The 16,157-nt window shown below is 57.5% G+C and carries 15 protein-coding genes; 3 read left to right on the forward strand and 12 right to left on the reverse strand.

Annotated features, from left to right (window positions below):
* Positions 1-24: 24 nt before the first annotated feature.
* The 11 genes from V0R37_RS05590 to V0R37_RS05640 all read right to left on the reverse strand — a co-directional run bounded on the left by V0R37_RS05590 (position 25) and on the right by V0R37_RS05640 (position 10,862).
* Positions 25-825, reverse strand: coding sequence for an alpha/beta fold hydrolase (locus V0R37_RS05590; protein WP_420373553.1), 801 nt, complete (start codon positions 823-825; stop codon positions 25-27).
* A 1-nt stretch (position 826) separates the two neighbouring features.
* Complete coding sequence (locus tag V0R37_RS05595; protein ID WP_420373554.1) at positions 827-1,207, reverse strand: hypothetical protein; 381 nt, start codon at positions 1,205-1,207, stop codon at positions 827-829.
* Complete coding sequence (locus V0R37_RS05600; protein WP_420373555.1) at positions 1,204-2,724, reverse strand: class I adenylate-forming enzyme family protein; 1,521 nt, start codon at positions 2,722-2,724, stop codon at positions 1,204-1,206. Before V0R37_RS05600 ends, V0R37_RS05595 begins: the two co-directional genes overlap by 4 nt.
* A gap of 80 nt (positions 2,725-2,804) precedes the next feature.
* Positions 2,805-3,527 (reverse strand): ABC transporter ATP-binding protein, encoded by a 723-nt coding sequence (locus V0R37_RS05605; RefSeq protein WP_420373556.1) that lies wholly within the window; start codon positions 3,525-3,527, stop codon positions 2,805-2,807.
* Positions 3,514-4,287: an ABC transporter ATP-binding protein gene (locus V0R37_RS05610; RefSeq protein ID WP_420373557.1), complete on the reverse strand. Its 774-nt coding sequence runs from the start codon at positions 4,285-4,287 to the stop codon at positions 3,514-3,516. Before V0R37_RS05610 ends, V0R37_RS05605 begins: the two co-directional genes overlap by 14 nt.
* Complete coding sequence (locus V0R37_RS05615; protein ID WP_420373558.1) at positions 4,284-5,273, reverse strand: branched-chain amino acid ABC transporter permease; 990 nt, start codon at positions 5,271-5,273, stop codon at positions 4,284-4,286. The genes V0R37_RS05610 and V0R37_RS05615 overlap by 4 nt, the downstream gene beginning before the upstream one ends.
* Entirely contained in the window at positions 5,273-6,130 is an 858-nt protein-coding gene (locus tag V0R37_RS05620) for a branched-chain amino acid ABC transporter permease (RefSeq protein WP_420373559.1), read from the reverse strand. The genes V0R37_RS05615 and V0R37_RS05620 overlap by 1 nt, the downstream gene beginning before the upstream one ends.
* Positions 6,131-6,202: 72 nt before the next feature.
* Positions 6,203-7,363, reverse strand: coding sequence for an ABC transporter substrate-binding protein (locus tag V0R37_RS05625; protein WP_420373560.1), 1,161 nt, complete (start codon positions 7,361-7,363; stop codon positions 6,203-6,205).
* A 63-nt stretch (positions 7,364-7,426) separates the two neighbouring features.
* Positions 7,427-9,211 carry a flavin-containing monooxygenase gene (locus tag V0R37_RS05630; protein ID WP_420373561.1) on the reverse strand — a complete coding sequence of 595 codons (1,785 nt, stop codon included), beginning with the start codon at positions 9,209-9,211 and terminating at the stop codon, positions 7,427-7,429.
* Between the two features lie 91 nt (positions 9,212-9,302).
* Complete coding sequence (locus V0R37_RS05635; RefSeq protein ID WP_420373562.1) at positions 9,303-9,764, reverse strand: DUF3237 domain-containing protein; 462 nt, start codon at positions 9,762-9,764, stop codon at positions 9,303-9,305.
* 108 nt (positions 9,765-9,872) lie between these two features.
* Positions 9,873-10,862: a Bug family tripartite tricarboxylate transporter substrate binding protein gene (locus V0R37_RS05640; protein ID WP_420373563.1), complete on the reverse strand. Its 990-nt coding sequence runs from the start codon at positions 10,860-10,862 to the stop codon at positions 9,873-9,875.
* A gap of 313 nt (positions 10,863-11,175) precedes the next feature.
* Between V0R37_RS05640 and V0R37_RS05645 the strand changes: the two genes are divergently transcribed.
* The 3 genes from V0R37_RS05645 (at position 11,176) to V0R37_RS05655 (ending at position 15,039) form a co-directional block, all read left to right on the forward strand.
* Positions 11,176-12,546 carry an MmgE/PrpD family protein gene (locus V0R37_RS05645; RefSeq protein ID WP_420373649.1) on the forward strand — a complete coding sequence of 457 codons (1,371 nt, stop codon included), beginning with the start codon at positions 11,176-11,178 and terminating at the stop codon, positions 12,544-12,546.
* A 78-nt stretch (positions 12,547-12,624) separates the two neighbouring features.
* Positions 12,625-13,242 (forward strand): TetR/AcrR family transcriptional regulator, encoded by a 618-nt coding sequence (locus V0R37_RS05650; protein ID WP_420373564.1) that lies wholly within the window; start codon positions 12,625-12,627, stop codon positions 13,240-13,242.
* A gap of 93 nt (positions 13,243-13,335) precedes the next feature.
* Complete coding sequence (locus tag V0R37_RS05655; RefSeq protein ID WP_420373565.1) at positions 13,336-15,039, forward strand: FAD-dependent oxidoreductase; 1,704 nt, start codon at positions 13,336-13,338, stop codon at positions 15,037-15,039.
* A 93-nt stretch (positions 15,040-15,132) separates the two neighbouring features.
* Here the strand turns inward: V0R37_RS05655 and V0R37_RS05660 are convergent, their stop codons facing one another.
* Positions 15,133-16,086 carry an NAD(P)-dependent oxidoreductase gene (locus V0R37_RS05660; RefSeq protein ID WP_420373566.1) on the reverse strand — a complete coding sequence of 318 codons (954 nt, stop codon included), beginning with the start codon at positions 16,084-16,086 and terminating at the stop codon, positions 15,133-15,135.
* Positions 16,087-16,157 lie beyond the last annotated feature (71 nt).

Consider the following 16,157-nt stretch of genomic DNA (forward strand, 5'->3'; position numbering starts at 1 on the left):
GCTCAGTCGCGGCGGGCCACTGCTTTACAGGCCCAGCCGTTTCATGGCGGCCAGCGTTTCCACATTGAATGTGGAGGGGCATTCGGCTTGCGGGAAATGACCAACTCCTTCCCACTCGAGGTATTCAACCGGAACGTTGCGTTGCCGGAGAGTTTTCTCGACGGCACGGGCGGATTCTGGCGGTACCGACCAGTCTTCGCTGCCTCCCACAATCACGGTGGGGCATTGAATATCGTCAAGGATGTGCTCCATACGGAAGCTTCCGAACGCAGAAATATCGGCAAATGCAACGGCAGGGATGCAGCGGCGGGCATCAGTGACGATTTCTTCGGCACGCTCGGCCAACGTTGCGCTGCCCATCAAGGTGCGAAAGGTAACTTCAAACCAGTCGCCTGGATTGATGCGGGCCATTTCCAGTATTTTGGGGTTATAGCCTGAAGACTTCACGACGTTGACGGATGCGCCATCGACCAGGACCAGGCCTTGTACGCGGCTCTTTTCCATGGTGGCTGCCCGCGCCACGATGCCGCCGCCCATGGAGTGGCCCATCAAGACGGCTGACTCCAAACTCAGAGCGTCCATGACACTGATGAGATAGCGCGCATTGTCGTCTGAACGGCGATTTGGCCCGTCCGCTGGCATCCCGCTTTTGCCATGTCCGGGAAGGTCTAACGCGTAAACGCTGTAATGCCGAGCAAAGAACTCTACATTGTATTGCCACGACAGGCTGTCCTGGCTGGCGCCATGCAGCATGATCAGGGCGGGTCCCGACCCCTCGAAATCGTAATAGGCCCTTATATTGTCTGATGTGGTGATATAAGGCATGTCAGTGCTCCAATCCGGCGGCCAGACGCAAAACGGCGTAAATCAACAACCAGTTCTGAACGCAACTGCGCATGTCGCCTTCCACTACCAAGCGGTGCTGCCGCACCAAACGGTTGAAGGGGTAGCCACGCCGAAGGTCCTCGAGCGCTGCCGTGTCGCCAAGAAAGGTGAAGGCCACGACAGCCGAGGTTGCTTCCGTACCTGCGGTGACACGATTTTCATCAACCGAGATCCAGGCGCTTTCTTTGGTTTCCGTGTTGCGAAAGCCCATTTTCAGGGAGGCAAGCACGCTGTGCTGCGCAACAAAGCTGTCTCCACTGGCTGCCACGCCAAGCGCGTTCAGCCAGTCGGTGCAGAAGAAGCTGGAGGATTGGGCGGTCATGATGAGAATTCCTCTTTCAGACGGAACTTTTGTACTTTTCCGGACGAAGACTGGGGCAGGCTGTCGACGATAAAGATGCGCTTGGGAACCTTGAAAGGAGACAACGCGTTACGGCAATGCGCTCGCAAGGCCTCGGCGTCAGGCGATTTTCCGTAAGTGGGCACAACGGCCGCAACCAGCTCTTCGCCCCAGTACTCATGCGGCAACCCGAAAACCGCCGCCTCGCGCACATCGGCATGGCCGGCCAGGCAGTTTTCCACTTCAAGCGCGGCCACATTCTCGCCGCCGGTTTTTATCATGTCTTTACTGCGGCCAACAAAGTAAACAAAACCGTCGTCGTCGAGACGCAAAATGTCTCCGGTATGGAGCCAGCCGTCTTTGTCGAGCACTTCGGCGGTAAGTTCGGGCTGGTTCCAATATCCTTTGAAGACAGTAGGGCCCTTCACGTGCAGCTCGCCGGGCCCGCGCTGATCGGACAGCACCGCTCCGTGTTCGTCGACCAGGCGGTATTTGATGTGGCGCCATAAGTAGCCGATGGAGCCGGGATGCTGCTCGATCTCGCTGGTATAGCGATTCTTGATGGTGGTGACGCAACTTTCCGTCATCCCGAAGCCCCAGCTGAATTCGGCATTCGGGAACACCTTCCGAATAAGTTCCTGCCTCCATTTACCCAGCGGCGCTGCCGCTGTCTGTACAAAGGCGACATACGGCATGACAAGGTCGGCAAACCGGGGGGTGTCGGTCAGGCCGACCCACATCGCCGATAGCAGAAACACGTGAGTGGGGCGATTGGCGTTCAGCGCTTCAATCACTCCATCGGGATCAAAGCGCGGCACGATATGCAGACTCCCGCCGGCATACAGGATGGGACCGTTAACGACCCCAAAGCCTCCGATATGAAACAGCGGCGTCGCCAATAGCGAGCGGGTAGTCGAGTCAACGCCCAGTTCCACAATGTAATTGACGGCGTTGGCTGCGAGATTGCCCTGCGTGAGCATCGCCCCTTTGGGCGAAGATGTCGTGCCCGATGTATACATGATTATCGCGACATCATTGTCTTCGACAATGCCGAATCGCCTTTCAACCGGCGATAAAGCGAGCTCATCGTCAAGATGCTCAGGCAGGCTGTCCAGCCAGACCATGTTTGCTTCGTCGGCCACGGATTGCCGCGCCAGGGTTACGCACTCCTGGAACTCGTCGCCATAAATCACCACGTGGGGGCGAGAGTCGTTCAGGAGAAAACTGAGCTCTTTGGAGCCATAACGCGTGTTGATGGGGACGATGCAGAAGCCTCCGACCGCCGTTGCATGCAGGAGGGCGACATAGTCGATCGAATTGTGCAGCAGCAGGCCGATCCGGTCTCCGCGTTGTACTCCCAGTCTGGAAAGATAGGCGGCAAGCGCCCGTGCCCGGCTGCAAAGCTGTGCAAAGGTTAACTGGGAATGCTCATCGGATAGCGCCACCTTTTCGGGATGGCGGTCAGCATTGAACATTGCAGCTTGATAGATATTGGGCATCTTTGGCTTCACCGATGTTGCTTCGACCAGGGTTGGAGGGAGCGGCGTACTCTATGCTTTTACTGGGACAGTATCCTTGATCATGATGCGCCGGTTTTCCCGAGATAAGCGTTCTTGATCTGATCGTCGTTCAGCAGGGTTTCGCTGGTCCCTTCGGACACCAGGCGTCCGGTGTCGAGCACGTAGCCGTAACTGGACAGTCGCAGGGCAAGTCGGGCATTTTGCTCTACTATCACCACAGTAATGCCCGCAGTGTTGATTTCGCGAACGATCTTGGCCATATCGATAATGATTTTGGGCGCCAATCCAAGCGACGGTTCATCAAGCAGCAAGACTTTGGGTCGGCTCATCAGTGCCCGGCCGATGGCAACCATCTGCTGTTCGCCTCCCGACAGGCTTCCCGCCAACTGGTTTCTGCGCTCGTGAACACGCGGGAAATAACTATAAACGCGCTCCAGGCTTTCTTTCCATGTCTGACGGTCACGGGTGGTGTAGGCGCCCAGCCTCAGGTTCTCGAATACGGATAGTCCTGGAAACAGCCGGCGCCCTTCGGGAGCCAGCGCCAGGCCGTGGGCTACCATATCGTGCGCTGAGCTGCGGCTGACATCATTGCCGTCGAAAATTATCTGTCCATCGCTGGGCGGAATCAATCCCGCCAAGCACTTGAGGGTGGTGGACTTGCCCGCGCCATTGGCGCCAAGAATGCAGGTAATTGCCCCTTTTTCGAATGAGGCATTCAGTTTCTCAACGGCCGTGATCGGCCCGTAACGGACCGAGAGGTTTTTTAACTCAATCAAGCTCAAGGTTTACTCCCAGATAGGCTTCGATCACTTCCGGATGGCGCTGGATTTCTTCCGGCGTGCCGGCGGCGATGATTTCCCCCCGGTTAATGACGATGATGCGGTCGCAAATGCTGGTGACCATTGCCATATCGTGCTCGACGAGCACCACATCGATGTGGTGCTCGGAACGGATTCTTTCGATCAGATGCCCCATCTGCTCGGTTTCGACCGGGTTTAGGCCGGCTGCCGGCTCGTCCATCAGCAGTTGCTTTGGTTCCGCCGCAAGCGCCATGGCGACCCCCAGCGTTTTTTGAGCGCCATACGGCAGCTCGCCTGCGGGACGGCTTGCGTAAGGTTCCAGGGCCACAAACTCGAGAAGCTCATTGGCGATGCGCTCTGAGTCGCGGCGAAACACCCTGACTCGAGAACGATCGAGCAATTGCAAGGGCCCGCCCAGACGATTGAACTGCATGCCTATGCGAAGGTTTTCGCGTACCGTTTTATCCTTGAACACTGTGGCTGATTGAAATGTTCGGATCAGCCCTCGCTGCGCCACTTGCTCAGGAGAGCAGCCGGTAATGTCTTTGCCGTGAAATTCCACACGTCCGGATGACGGTCGGATGGTTCCGGTGATCAGGTTGAACAGCGTGCTTTTACCCGCACCGTTGGGCCCGATCAGCCCCACGATTTCGCCGGGCTCCGTCTTGAAGCTGACATCGTTTGTCGCCACCAGACCGCCGAACCTCTTGGACAGACTCTTGACCTCGAGTACCGCGCTCATGACTGTTGCCTCCGTTCACGATATTGCCGGTACGCGCCGATGAACCCGTTCGGTAGAAAAACCATGAAGAGGATCAGGATGACGCCGTATGCCAGATGCTGGTATTCCTTGGCGTCTCTAAGGATTTCCGGCAGGGGCACCATGAGCAAGGCGCCCAGAACAGCACCGATGGGCAGAGCAATGCCTCCGAGCACGTTCATGATGATAGCGTTCACCGCAGTCCAGAAAGTAAATCCATCAGGCGTTACAAAGGTGTAATAGCAGGCATAGAATCCGCCGGCAATTCCGGCAAGAAATCCGCTGATCGTGAACACAACAAGGCGGTAGCGCAGCGCATTCACGCCCAGCGACCGAGCCAGTTCTTCGTTTGTGTCGAGCGCGTCGATGACTGCGCCCATTTCGCTTTTATACAGCGACCTGACGCCTAGATAGGCCAATGCGGCAAGGGTCAGTGCAAACAGATAATATGCCCAGCGTTCTGTAAGCGTGTAGCCGAGAAACGAGGCGCGCGGTACGCCAAACAGGCCGTTGTTTCCACCGAACAGGTCGACCCATTCGATGAAGGTAAGTATCACGACTTCGCTGAATGCAAAGGTCAGCAGTACGAAATACACGCCTTTTATCTTGAGCATGATCGGACCGGTAATCAGGGCGAATAGCGCTCCGATGAGGCCCGATGCCGGAAAAGCGAGGATAAAGGGAACATTCAGGCGCATCATCAGGAGGGCCGTGCCGTATGCGCCAAGCCCCATCAGCGCGCCATGCGCCAGTGACAGCTGCCCCATTCTGAGCATCAGGTTCATGCTGAGCGCGAGCAGGGTGAACATCCAGAACAGCACGCCGATGTGAGTGAGGAAAGGGTTGTCCAGGAGAAATGGCCAGGCAATCGCGGCCGCGGCATAGACCGCCAGGGCGGGGCTGCTGGTAAACGGAGAGCGACGCTTTCCTTTGCTTTCGGGTGGTGAGACAAGTTTGTTGGTAATCATCAGCTACGCCCCATGAGACCATTCGGCCTGAACAGCAAGATCAGGATGACAAGACCAAAAGCCACCATCGTCGCTATGGTGGAACTGTAGAACGAGGCGACGCCGGACTCGACCATCCCGAGTAAGAGGCCGCCAATGACGGCGCCGGGCAAACTGCCCAGACCACCCAGGATGACAACGATGAAGGCTTTCATCATGGGTACGGACCCCATGTAGGGGAAGATGGTGTATATCGGGGCCATGAGCGCCCCCGCCAGGCCAGCCAGCAGGCTTCCTATGCCAAACGCCATGGTGTATATGAGGGCGGGGCGGATGCCTTGCAGGGCGGCGGCGTCGGCGTCTTGCGACACGGCCCTCATGGCCAGGCCATAGCGGGTATAGCGAAGGAATATATAAAAAGCGGCAAGCACCAGCAACGCGATGCCGCCAACCACGATGCGGTCTCGGGGAACAATGACGCCCCCTACATTGAAGATGCCGCTGATGGGCCGGGCAACGGATTGCTCTTGGGGGCCGAAAAAGATTCCCGCCAGGGCTTGTAGAGAAATTGAAATCGCCAGAGCCATGATCATGCCATTGAGCTCCTGGCCGACAAAACGGCGCAACAGCGTGCGCTCGATAATGATGCCGAAGATGGCTGCAATGATCACGCTGACCACGACAGCCAGGTAGTAATTTACTTCGAGCGTGCCGAAAAGGATCAGAATGGCGAATGCACCGATCATGTACAGCTCGCCGTGGGCGAAGTTGACCACCCGCATGATGCCGAAAATCAGTGTAAAACCAAGAGCCATAAGTATATAGACCAGTCCGGTCATCAGACCGTTGGCAGCTACCTGGCTGATTAGCTGGAGCATGTTACGTCCTTAGTGCTGGCGAGATCCGCTTCCCGGGAAGCGGCCCGGCGGCAGGAGCCGCCGGGTTGATTTTTACTTGACGTCGACTTTCCCGACAATGACTTCCTGACCGTCTTTAATGTTGCCTATAAAGACAGGTGCCTGGATCTGATGATTATTGCCGTACAGGTCTTGGCCGCCCCAGGCCAAGGCGCCCTGCATGCCCTCGAAGGGGGAGAGCTTGATCAGCGCTTCGCGAACCTTGTCCGTATCCGTGACCGTTCCTGCATCCTGAAGCGCCTTGAACAGCATACGAGCGCCATCGTAGAAGAAGACATTGAATGCGTTCATGGGAGCGGGATAGAAGTTTGTATATTGCTTTTCCAGCCACTTGTATTTTTCGGCCGAGGTGTCTGCAGCCACATAGGTGACCGTACCTTCCGCAAACTCTTTTCCGGCGGCTTTGACGATCTCTGGCACGCCGGGCCCGCCAATCTTGGTGAAGAGGCCCTGGTAACCCAGCTCACGTGCTTGCCGGATGATCAAGCCCGCAGTGCCTGGAGGCGTGGTATCGAGCTCGATGATATCGGGTTTCTTGGCGATGATTCGGGTAAGGAACGATTGAAAGTCGCGCGAGGAGCGCTCGAACAGTTCAGAGCCAATAATGTCGTAGCCGGATTTCTTGTACGCGGCGATTTGCGCTTTTTGGCTATCCCATCCGGTTTGATCGTTTGGCGAAATGATTGCCACGGTCTTCAGGTTGGGGTGGTGTTCCTTGACCCAGTTGATGATGGGTTGGACAATTTCCGCGGTTGTCGGCAGGACGCGAAAAATATACTTCACGTCTTTGAGCATTTGCGGCGTGTAGGTGTTGACCAGCCCTATCACCTTGTTCTGTTCGTATATGGGCTTGACCGCCAAGCCTGACGCCGAGCCCAGGGGACCCAGAACGAACTTCACACGGTCTTGCTCGATCAGTCGTGTGGCGGCGGACACGCCTTGCGCGGCTTTGTAGGAGTCGTCGTAGGAAATGACTTCCAGCTTGTAGGTCTTGTCGCCCACTTTCAGGCCGCCGGCCTCGTTGATTTCCTTGGCCGCGATCTTGGTGCCGCCGTCGACCCCGCGGCCCCATTCGGAACCGGGGCCATCGAGCGCGCTGACCACGCCGATCTTGAGAACTTCTTGCGCCGAAGCGCCCGCCATCAGGCTGAGCCCGAACGCCAGGGCGGTTGCCTTTTTCATCATCTTGTTCATGTCTGTCTCCTGTAAACGGGAAATTGGACTTCCATTTGTTGTATATGAACTGCTTGAAACCGACTACTGCTCTTTCGGCAAGAGGCCCAGCTCGGCCGCTTTGATTTGCAGGGCAAGGTAGCGCGAGTAAATTCGGCACTGAGAGAATGCCCCACCTGTGAACCAGAGCCCCGCCTGTTTGGTTCGCCTCCACATATTGCGCAGTTCCTGTGATTCATCAAAGCCCCAAATAGGCCCGACCCGCTGCGCTACGGATTCGCCAAACAGCTGCGGCAGAAGATGCTCGGGCCCTTTATAACCCGTTGCCAGGACAATCAGCTTGCTGTCGATCAGGCGCCCATCGTGCAGTCGCGCACCCTGGGCTTCGAACGACGCGATGTCGGCATACTGTATCAGGCCGATCTCGCGGTTGGCTATGAGGTCGGAGCCCCCGACGTTGAAGTAGTAGCCGCCCCCGCGGCTACGGAACTTCAGGGGCCAGCCGGTTTCGTCGAGATCCAGGCGGAACCCCGCCTGTGTCAGTTTTTCATGAAGCGGGGCGTCGAATTCGCGCGCCTTGACGGTCAAGAGCTTGTGCGTCGCCTTCAGGACGTCGAGGGGGATGGATGAGCTGATCAGATCCCGATCGGCGAAAACGGGGCCTTCGCCGTAAAAGAGTCCGTCGTACAGCTGGGCGCTTGGCTCGACGTTCACCACTTCGGTTGGGCTGCGCTGCACCATCGTCACGCGGGCGCCATGGCCGTGCAGATCCTGGGCGATGTCGTGCGCGCTGGTGCCCGTGCCGAAGATGAGCACTTCTTTATCTTTCCATGTCGCGCCATCCGAGAACTGGCTTGAGTGCAGCACGGGGCCTTCAAAGCGCTCAAGGGTCGGTATGGCAGGTATGTTGGGCGTGCCGCTGATGCTGGTCGCCATCACTATATGGCGCGGGCGGACGACCCGCTCCGACCCGTCTTTCAGGCGCAGCCTGGCGTTCCAGACTCCGGCGCTCTCGTCGCGACCGGCGCCCTCGAACGAGGTGCTGGTCCAGAAGTTGATTTCCATCGCCTCTGCATAGAACTCCAGCCAGTTGGCGATCTTGTCCTTGGGAATATAGTTGGGCCAGCTTGACGGGAACGGCAGGTAGGGCAGATGGTTGCTGGGGGTCATGTTGTGCAGCTTTAGCGCGTGATAGCGCAGCCGCCAGTTATCCCCCACGCGCGCCATGCGGTCGACAATCAAGGCGTCGATGCCCAAGGCATTGAGTGTTGCCGCGGCGCTCAGCCCCGCGTGGCCGCCTCCGACGATCAGGACCTCGGGATCGGAGTCTTTGTATAGCTTTTGCTCCCGCCGCTTGTCCAGCCAGTTGGGGCCGTGCCAGTCACGCTCGAAGGGAGGCTCTTCCTTCCGCAGACGGATTGTTTCTTCTTCGTGGCCCGTCAGGTCGCGCAGCGCGGTCAGCAGGGACCAGGCTTGCGGATGCGCGGGGTCGACCTTGTTTCGCCGTATGCGGACCAGGCCGGTGCCTTTGGCCGTAGCCGTTTCGAATCGAATGATGGCTTCGATCACTTTTTCACCGGCCCGTTCCACCTCAAACGGTTGGGTTCGCGTTGGGTCGATCTCGAAATTGCCGGCGCGGGCTTGTTCCGCAAACGTTGAAAGCTGGTCCGCTACGCGCGCATTGCCGGAGATCGTGCCAAAGTCCCAAGTTAGTGCCAGCAGGTCTCGCCAATGGCAATCGGCGTCGAACAGCGAACCGAGCCGTTCGGGGTTCTTGTCGCTTATGGCGCTGTTGAGTCGCTCCAGCCAAGTTTCGGCTACCGCCTTGGCAGTGACTTCTGCTGCGTTCTCAACCAAAGATGAATTCACTCTTGTGTTCCTTTAAATCTACTGTCGTTCCATGTCTGGCGGAAAAAATAGTGCGATGCTGCGCACGGCCTGAAGTATTCGATTTGCCTGATCAGAGCACCTCATGGATGTCGTACCCCGGGCCCGACGGCAGTCTCCATCCATTTCCTATGGCGACTATCGTATTCAGCCGGGCATGTTTCGGCGACGCCGTTTCGAAGCCGCAGGCGACCCGGTAGTAATACTCGGCGGGGTCGACCTCCTCGCCGCGGCCCAGTCTTTCAAGTGCGTCAGGGGAGCCGCTGCGCCACCCCTGATAGGCCATCACCAGCAGCTCGCCATCGTTCGTCTGCAGGGGTAGCCTGACGTCCATCCGAAACCAGGTGCCGGCGGGATCCACGATGATCCAGTCCGTGCCGCCAGGAAGCACGATGCCCGAGAGTTCCGGACCTTCAAACGTCCCCCCCGCAACAGGGGCTATGCGCCGGCTGCTGATGGGGGATTGACCAACGACATGATGGGCGCCAACTTCAAGGCTTAGGCGAAACATGAATCTGGTCTGGATTTCGTTCATTTGGTTTTCCTTGGGGCGGTTTCAGCGGAATTGCCGTGTGGCCCCTATACGAGCTGAAAATGAAAGGCATCGGATGGTGGCCACTGTTGTTGCATGGACCTTGCTTGGTCAGTCAACGGTTGCGCCCGAAGCAGTCACGATGGCCCCCCACTTGGATGTTTCAGCATCCATGAATGCCCGTGTGGCTTCCGGGGTTAGCATGTCGTCGGTCTCCGCGCCGAGCTGCGTCAGGCGCTTTTTGATCTCGGGGTTCGTGAGCGCTTTGTTTACAGCCTGGTTGACGGCTTTGACGATATCCCCGGGAGTGCCTGCCGGGGCGAGCAATGCGGTCCATGTATAGGCTTGAAACCCCTTCAGGCCGGCTTCGTCCGTGGTGGGAACGTCGGGCAACAAGGCGGAGCGCTGAGCTGACGCGATGCTTAGAGCACGCAGCGAGCCGGCCTGGGCCAGTCGCGTCGTGGCGGCGGCAGTACCGAATGCGAAGGTGACGTGCCCGCCGATGACGTCGTTCAGGCCGGGCATCTCGCCTTTATATGGCGCGTGCACGGCGCTGGTTTTGGTCTCGATCTTGAAGGATTCCCCGGCCACGTGTGTCGGACTGCCAATGCCTGAAGACGCGAAGCTGTGCTTATCGGGATTCTTGTGGAGCAGGTTGATCAGATCCTGCTGGTTCTGGATGGGAAGCCGGGGGTCCACGGTGAGGACCAGCGGTACTTTCGCTACCAGGGCAATGGGTAGGAAATCTTTCTGCGAGTCGTACGGGAGTTTTTTATACAGGGTCTGGTTGATGGAGTGCGCCAGGGTCGTGATCAATAAGGTGTATCCATCCGCCGGTGCCTTGGCCACAATTTCCGTGCCTAGCGTGACTCCGGATCCAGGGCGATTCTCGACGACCACCGGCGTGTTCAATGACTTCGAAATATCTTCTGCGATGATGCGCGCAGTGATGTCGGTATTTCCGCCTGGCCCGTAGGGTATGACGACCCGGATTGGACGGTCAGGGTAGGTTGCGGCAGCAGACGGTTGGGTGAGCCATAGCGAGGAACAGACCATGGCTGCGATGGCTGCTGGAAGGAAGCGGCGAAGTGTTGGGTTCATACTAGTCTCCGTTTTTGTGAGGTGCTGACAGAGGGCGATGCTGTCTCGCATTTTCGTCCGCGTATCTGTGCCTGTCTGTTCCTTAATTACGATACGAAACGTATCGTTCATATAATATTTAGATCCTTGATTCATGTCAATTGGTGGTAATTGCTGATTCTGCACATTTATGTATTTATTAAAAAAATTGACAGATACGATACGGATCGTATTTAATACATTTCAACTAACATAGCAGATTGAAGTCGGCCGCTCTTGGTGTTGTCGGCTTGGCCGGTTCTGAAAAATCCGGCTTTGTAAAGGATTGCTTATCATGACGAGCGCTAACGCCGTTAGCGGTTCCGGGACTCTGGCCGCAGAGTTGGCGGCATTCGCTATGGACACTGAATGGAATGATCTCCCTCCAAAGGTTCAGCGCGAATCCATACGGTCGTTTGTCAACTGGGTTGGATGTGCGGTTGGAGGTTCGCGCAGCGCCACAGCCGATACGGCCATACGCGGCCTGCTTGAAATGTCCGGCCCGGGCGCCGTGCCCATTCTTGGACGGCGGGAGCGCCTGAACGTCGGGGATGCGGGCCTGATCAACTGTCTGACATCCGCCGCTGATACGTTTGATGATACCCATCTAAGCACGATTACCCATCCGACCGGTCCCGTGGCCGCAGCGGTGCTGGCGGTTGCGGCAACCCGTCGCGTGGCTGGACGGGATCTTCTTCGTGCATTGACCGTTGGCATGGAGGTCGAGTGCCGTCTTAGCGTCTGCATCACAGATCCATCTTCCGGGGCGAACCCCGGCTGGTACATTACCGGGGTTTCGGGCAGTATTGGCACTGCGGCGGCAGTGTCGTTGTTGCTGGGGGCCTCGCATCAACAACTGGCAATTGCGCTTTGTCTTGCCGCTACGCAAGCATCCGGACTGCGCGCTAGTCACGGCTACATGTCGGTGGCCTTCGTCCCGGGTATTGCAACCCGCAATGGACTTGCATCGGCGTATTTGGCAATGGCCGGCTTTACGTCTGGCGATCATGTCATTGAAGGACGCAATGGTCTATTGCCCGTGATTGCGCCGCAGGCAAAGCATCTGTCTGTGCTGGAGGGGCTTGGCTCGCGCTTCGAGATGCTTGGCAATGCATACAAACCATATCCGTGTGGCATTGTCATCCATCCGTCAATAGATGCGTGCATAGATCTGTTCAAGCGTCTGCCGGCAGGGGCGGATATCGAACGAGTCGAGCTGGTGGTGCATCCGGGCGCGCTTGCCCTTTGTTGGCGAAAATTGCCTTCTACCGAGCCGGAGGCGCAGGTCAGTTTGTTCCATTGGGTGGCTGCTGCGTTGGTGCGCGGTAGCGCCGGACTGGAGGAAGGAAACGCGACTGCGGTCGCAGACCCCTTGATTAGACGCATTCAGACCGTTACCGGGGTGATCGAGGATGCGGCGCTGGGGCCTGACCAGGCTAAAGCGAAGGTGTACTTGAGAGATGGCACAGTGCTGTCCAGCGAGACGCTGCATGCCACGGGCAGCCTTGCCAACCCCATGACCGATCTTGCCTTGTCGGAAAAATTCCAGATGCTCGCAAGAAAGCGGCTTAGCCAGGAGCGTACGGAAGCGCTAATGGACGCGGGCTGGAAGCTGGCGGAAAGCCATGATGCCAGCAATATCAGTACACTTGCAATACCAGACTGAGCTGAACAGGGCCGTTATTTCAGAGTACGTGAGAAGGATAAATGTCAACCCATATAATTTCCAGAGCCGGGACTGCCGATGCCCCCCGCTGATTTGAACCATGTCGACGCAAAACCAGAAGTCCGTAAACGAGGACGGCCTCGCGCCGACGACACTCGGATTGCAATACTGAAGGCTGCTTATGCCCTAATGGTGGAGGGCGGGATATCGTCCTTTACGATTGAAGGCGTGGCGGCGCGTTCAGGTTCCGCGAAGACCACGATTTATCGCTGGTGGCCCAGCCGCGAGTCTTTGGCAGTGGCCGCCTTTATGACTGGCGCCTTGCCCAAGATATCTTTCCCGAACTCCGGATGTGCGGCTAACGATATCAAGGCACAGATGCATAAGGTGGCACGCGTCTATCGTGGCAAGACAGGGCGCGTGGTGCGCGACCTTGTTGCCGCGGGCATCAGCAATTCCGCCGCCGCGAAGGCGTTTATCGACGGCTATGTATCGCAACGGCGGGAGGCTGTCCGGGAAGTTCTGAGGCGTGGGATGGAAAGTGGCGAGTTCGATGAAGGACTGGACATAGAGTCCGCCATAGACGTGCTTTACGGGCCCATGTTCTACAGGCTTCTGGTCGGGCACGGACCTATCGACCAGAAGTTCATCGACAGTACAGCAGGAATCGTCCTGTCGGGATTCGCTAAAAAATAGTCTATCGACGTCAAGGCCCAACGTCCCCTTTTGAAGTAATGTGGGCGAGGTCGCCTGATGGTAAATAGGGTCGTCATAAGGAGCCCAGGGTTGATGGCTGCAACAACGAATGTTCATGAGTGTGATGTTCTGGTAATCGGTTCGGGTGCCGGTGGGTTTTCGGCCGCGATAACCGCCAGAAAGGCGGGTCTGGATGTCCTGATGACCGAGAAGGCGCCGGTCTTCGGCGGCACAACCGCCACGTCCGGAGGGTACTTATGGATCCCCTGCAACCATTTGATGGCCGATCGGGGCATGTCGGATGATATCGACGACGCTCGACGGTACCTTCGCGAGCATCTGGGTAGCGATTACAACGAAGAATTTATCGAGTCCTATTTGAAGAATGGTCCTGCCATGGTCCGGTTCTTCGTCGAAGATATGGGTGTTGCCTTGTATATGTCGCAAGCGATGCCTGACTATCATCCTTCGATGCCCGGGGCCAGGCTTGGCCGGTCGTTGCATGCCGCTCCCGTGAGTGCGACCGTTCTTGGCAAGGAGTTGCATCGCCTGCGCCCCCTGCCTCGCGAGTTGTCGCTGTTTGGCATGGGCGTCAGCTCGGGTTCGGATCTTGGGCATTTTTACCGGTTCGGGCGATCAATGAAATCAACCGTTCGCGTTTGCACGCTGTTGGCGAAATATGGCTGGGACAAGCTGCGCTATGGACGCGGGCAAGCCCTGGTCAATGGCAATGCGCTGATTGCCCGGATGGCGCGGGTGCTGCTGGACCTGGGCACTCCAGTCTGGACATTCTCGCCGGCGATGGAGTTGCTGATAGAGAATGGCAGGGTGGTGGGCGCCAGCATCAATCGGAATGGCCGCCATGTGGAAGTCCGCGCGCGTCGCGGAGTCGTGTTGGCCAGCGGCGGCTTCGCCCAAAACGCCGAACGCCGCTCGGCAATCTATTCACACCCGGCGCTCGCTGATGAGCATGTATCCTTGACGGCTTCGGGCAATGTGGGCGATGGCGCCCGCATGGCGGAGCAAGCCGGAGGCTACATCGACACCCAGGTAAGCAATGCGGGCGCCTGGATGCCGATCTCGAAAGTGCCGCGTCCGGACGGTTCTTGGGGCGGCATCATTCACTCGGTGAACCAAGGAAAGCCTGGAATGATCGCCGTGTTGCGCACTGGCCGGCGCTTTGCCGATGAAAGTGTTTCCTACCATGATTTTGTCGAGAAGCTGATCAAGCATCCCGATGCGGGGCGCCCCGCTGGTGCGTTCTTGATCTGTGACTCCGATGCGTTCAGCAGGTACGGTTTGGGATACGCCAAGCCTTTTCTGCCTTTGGGCAGCCTCTTGCGATCGGGGTATCTGCTGCGGGCCCACAGCATTGGCGGTCTCGCAGACAAGATGGGCATTGATGCCCAGGTCCTGGAAGGCACCGTGGCAAACTACAACGCGCATGCCCGCCGTGGCGAAGACCCTGAATTCGGCAAGGGAAAGGACAGGTATGGACATTATTTGGGTGACACGGGGAACAGCTATAACCCCAATGTGGCGCCGCTTGAAAAAGGCCCGTACTACGCAGTATGGATGTATGCGGGAGACATCGGCAATTTTTCGGGCATCCGCACCGATGCGCATGCCCGGGCGTTACGGCCCGACGGCAGCGTCATACCCGGACTGTTTGCGGTGGGCAACGATATGGCCAGTGTATTCCGAGGCAGCTATCCGGGCGGAGGCTCGTTGATAGGGCCTGCAATGACATTTGGATTTGTCGCAGCCCGGTATCTGGCGGGGCGAGAGGAAGGCTGAGCACCGTCTCCGATGGCATGCCGTTTCTTGTCGGGCGAGAGAGCGATTCTGCTCGCTCGACACATTCGGTCGCGCTGTGTAGAAGGGCTCTTGTTATTTGAGCCTGGGCTTGGGGCAATCGTTGACCTCGGCCCAGAAATCCGTGAGGCACGAGGTGTCCTGGCCGGCTTTGCCCGAAGCCAAAGCCATTCTGAACACGTTCTTGGCGGCATCGCAAACGGGTAATGCAACCTGGCTTGAAGCTCCCGCGTTGGATGCCAGGGATATATCCTTGTATCCAAGGGCCAGATCAAACCCGGGCGATAGATCACCCTTCAGTACCTTGTTGGGCCATTTTTCCTTCAACTGGCCATTGCTGGCGGTTGTGCTGGTGAGTACGTTGAAGGTATTGTTCAAGTCCAGGCCCAGTGACTGGGCTAGTACCAGGGCTTCGGAATTTATCTGGCAGTAACACAAGACCATCATGTTGTTGATGAGCTTGGTTCTTGTGCCGTCGCCCGCCTTGCCGCAGTGATAGACGGTGGTACCCATTTTGTACAGAATCGGCTCAACTTTCGCCAGGTGCTCGCTGGCGATGCCCAACATGAACAAGGACTCCCCTTTATCCGCATGGGCAGCCAGCCTTCCAACCGGGGCGTCGCCGAAGATGAAGTTCTTTGCCGTAAAAGCCTGAAAAAGAACGTCGACAGTATCGACGTCGACCGTGCTCATGTCGATGTAAATCGAGCTGGAGCGGAGGTTTTCGATAATTCCGCCCGTGCCTAGGGCCACCTCTTTGACTTGTTTGGGGCCTGGCAGCATCGTAAAGATAATATCGGCGTTCTGGCAGACATCGGCCACGCTCTCCGCCCGCCGCGCGCCCTGTGCTTCGAGCTTTTCGACGGCATCCACATTCAGGTCGAACACATGGACGACCTCGCCTTTGCTGACCAATGAACGCGCCAGAGACAATCCCATTCTTCCCAAGCCGATAAAGCCGATATTCATATGCTGTGCTCCTTCAGATGGGCTAAGTGTATCGGTGTTTGATGCTGACGGACGGGACATTTTTTCTGCTTCATATTCTTTTTATTCATGTTTGCGCGATTCCGGGCCGGGGGGCCGGGGGCTGAGTTCGT

Source organism: Pollutimonas rozaliensis, from assembly GCF_048751585.1.
In the GTDB taxonomy this organism is placed as follows: domain Bacteria; phylum Pseudomonadota; class Gammaproteobacteria; order Burkholderiales; family Burkholderiaceae_B.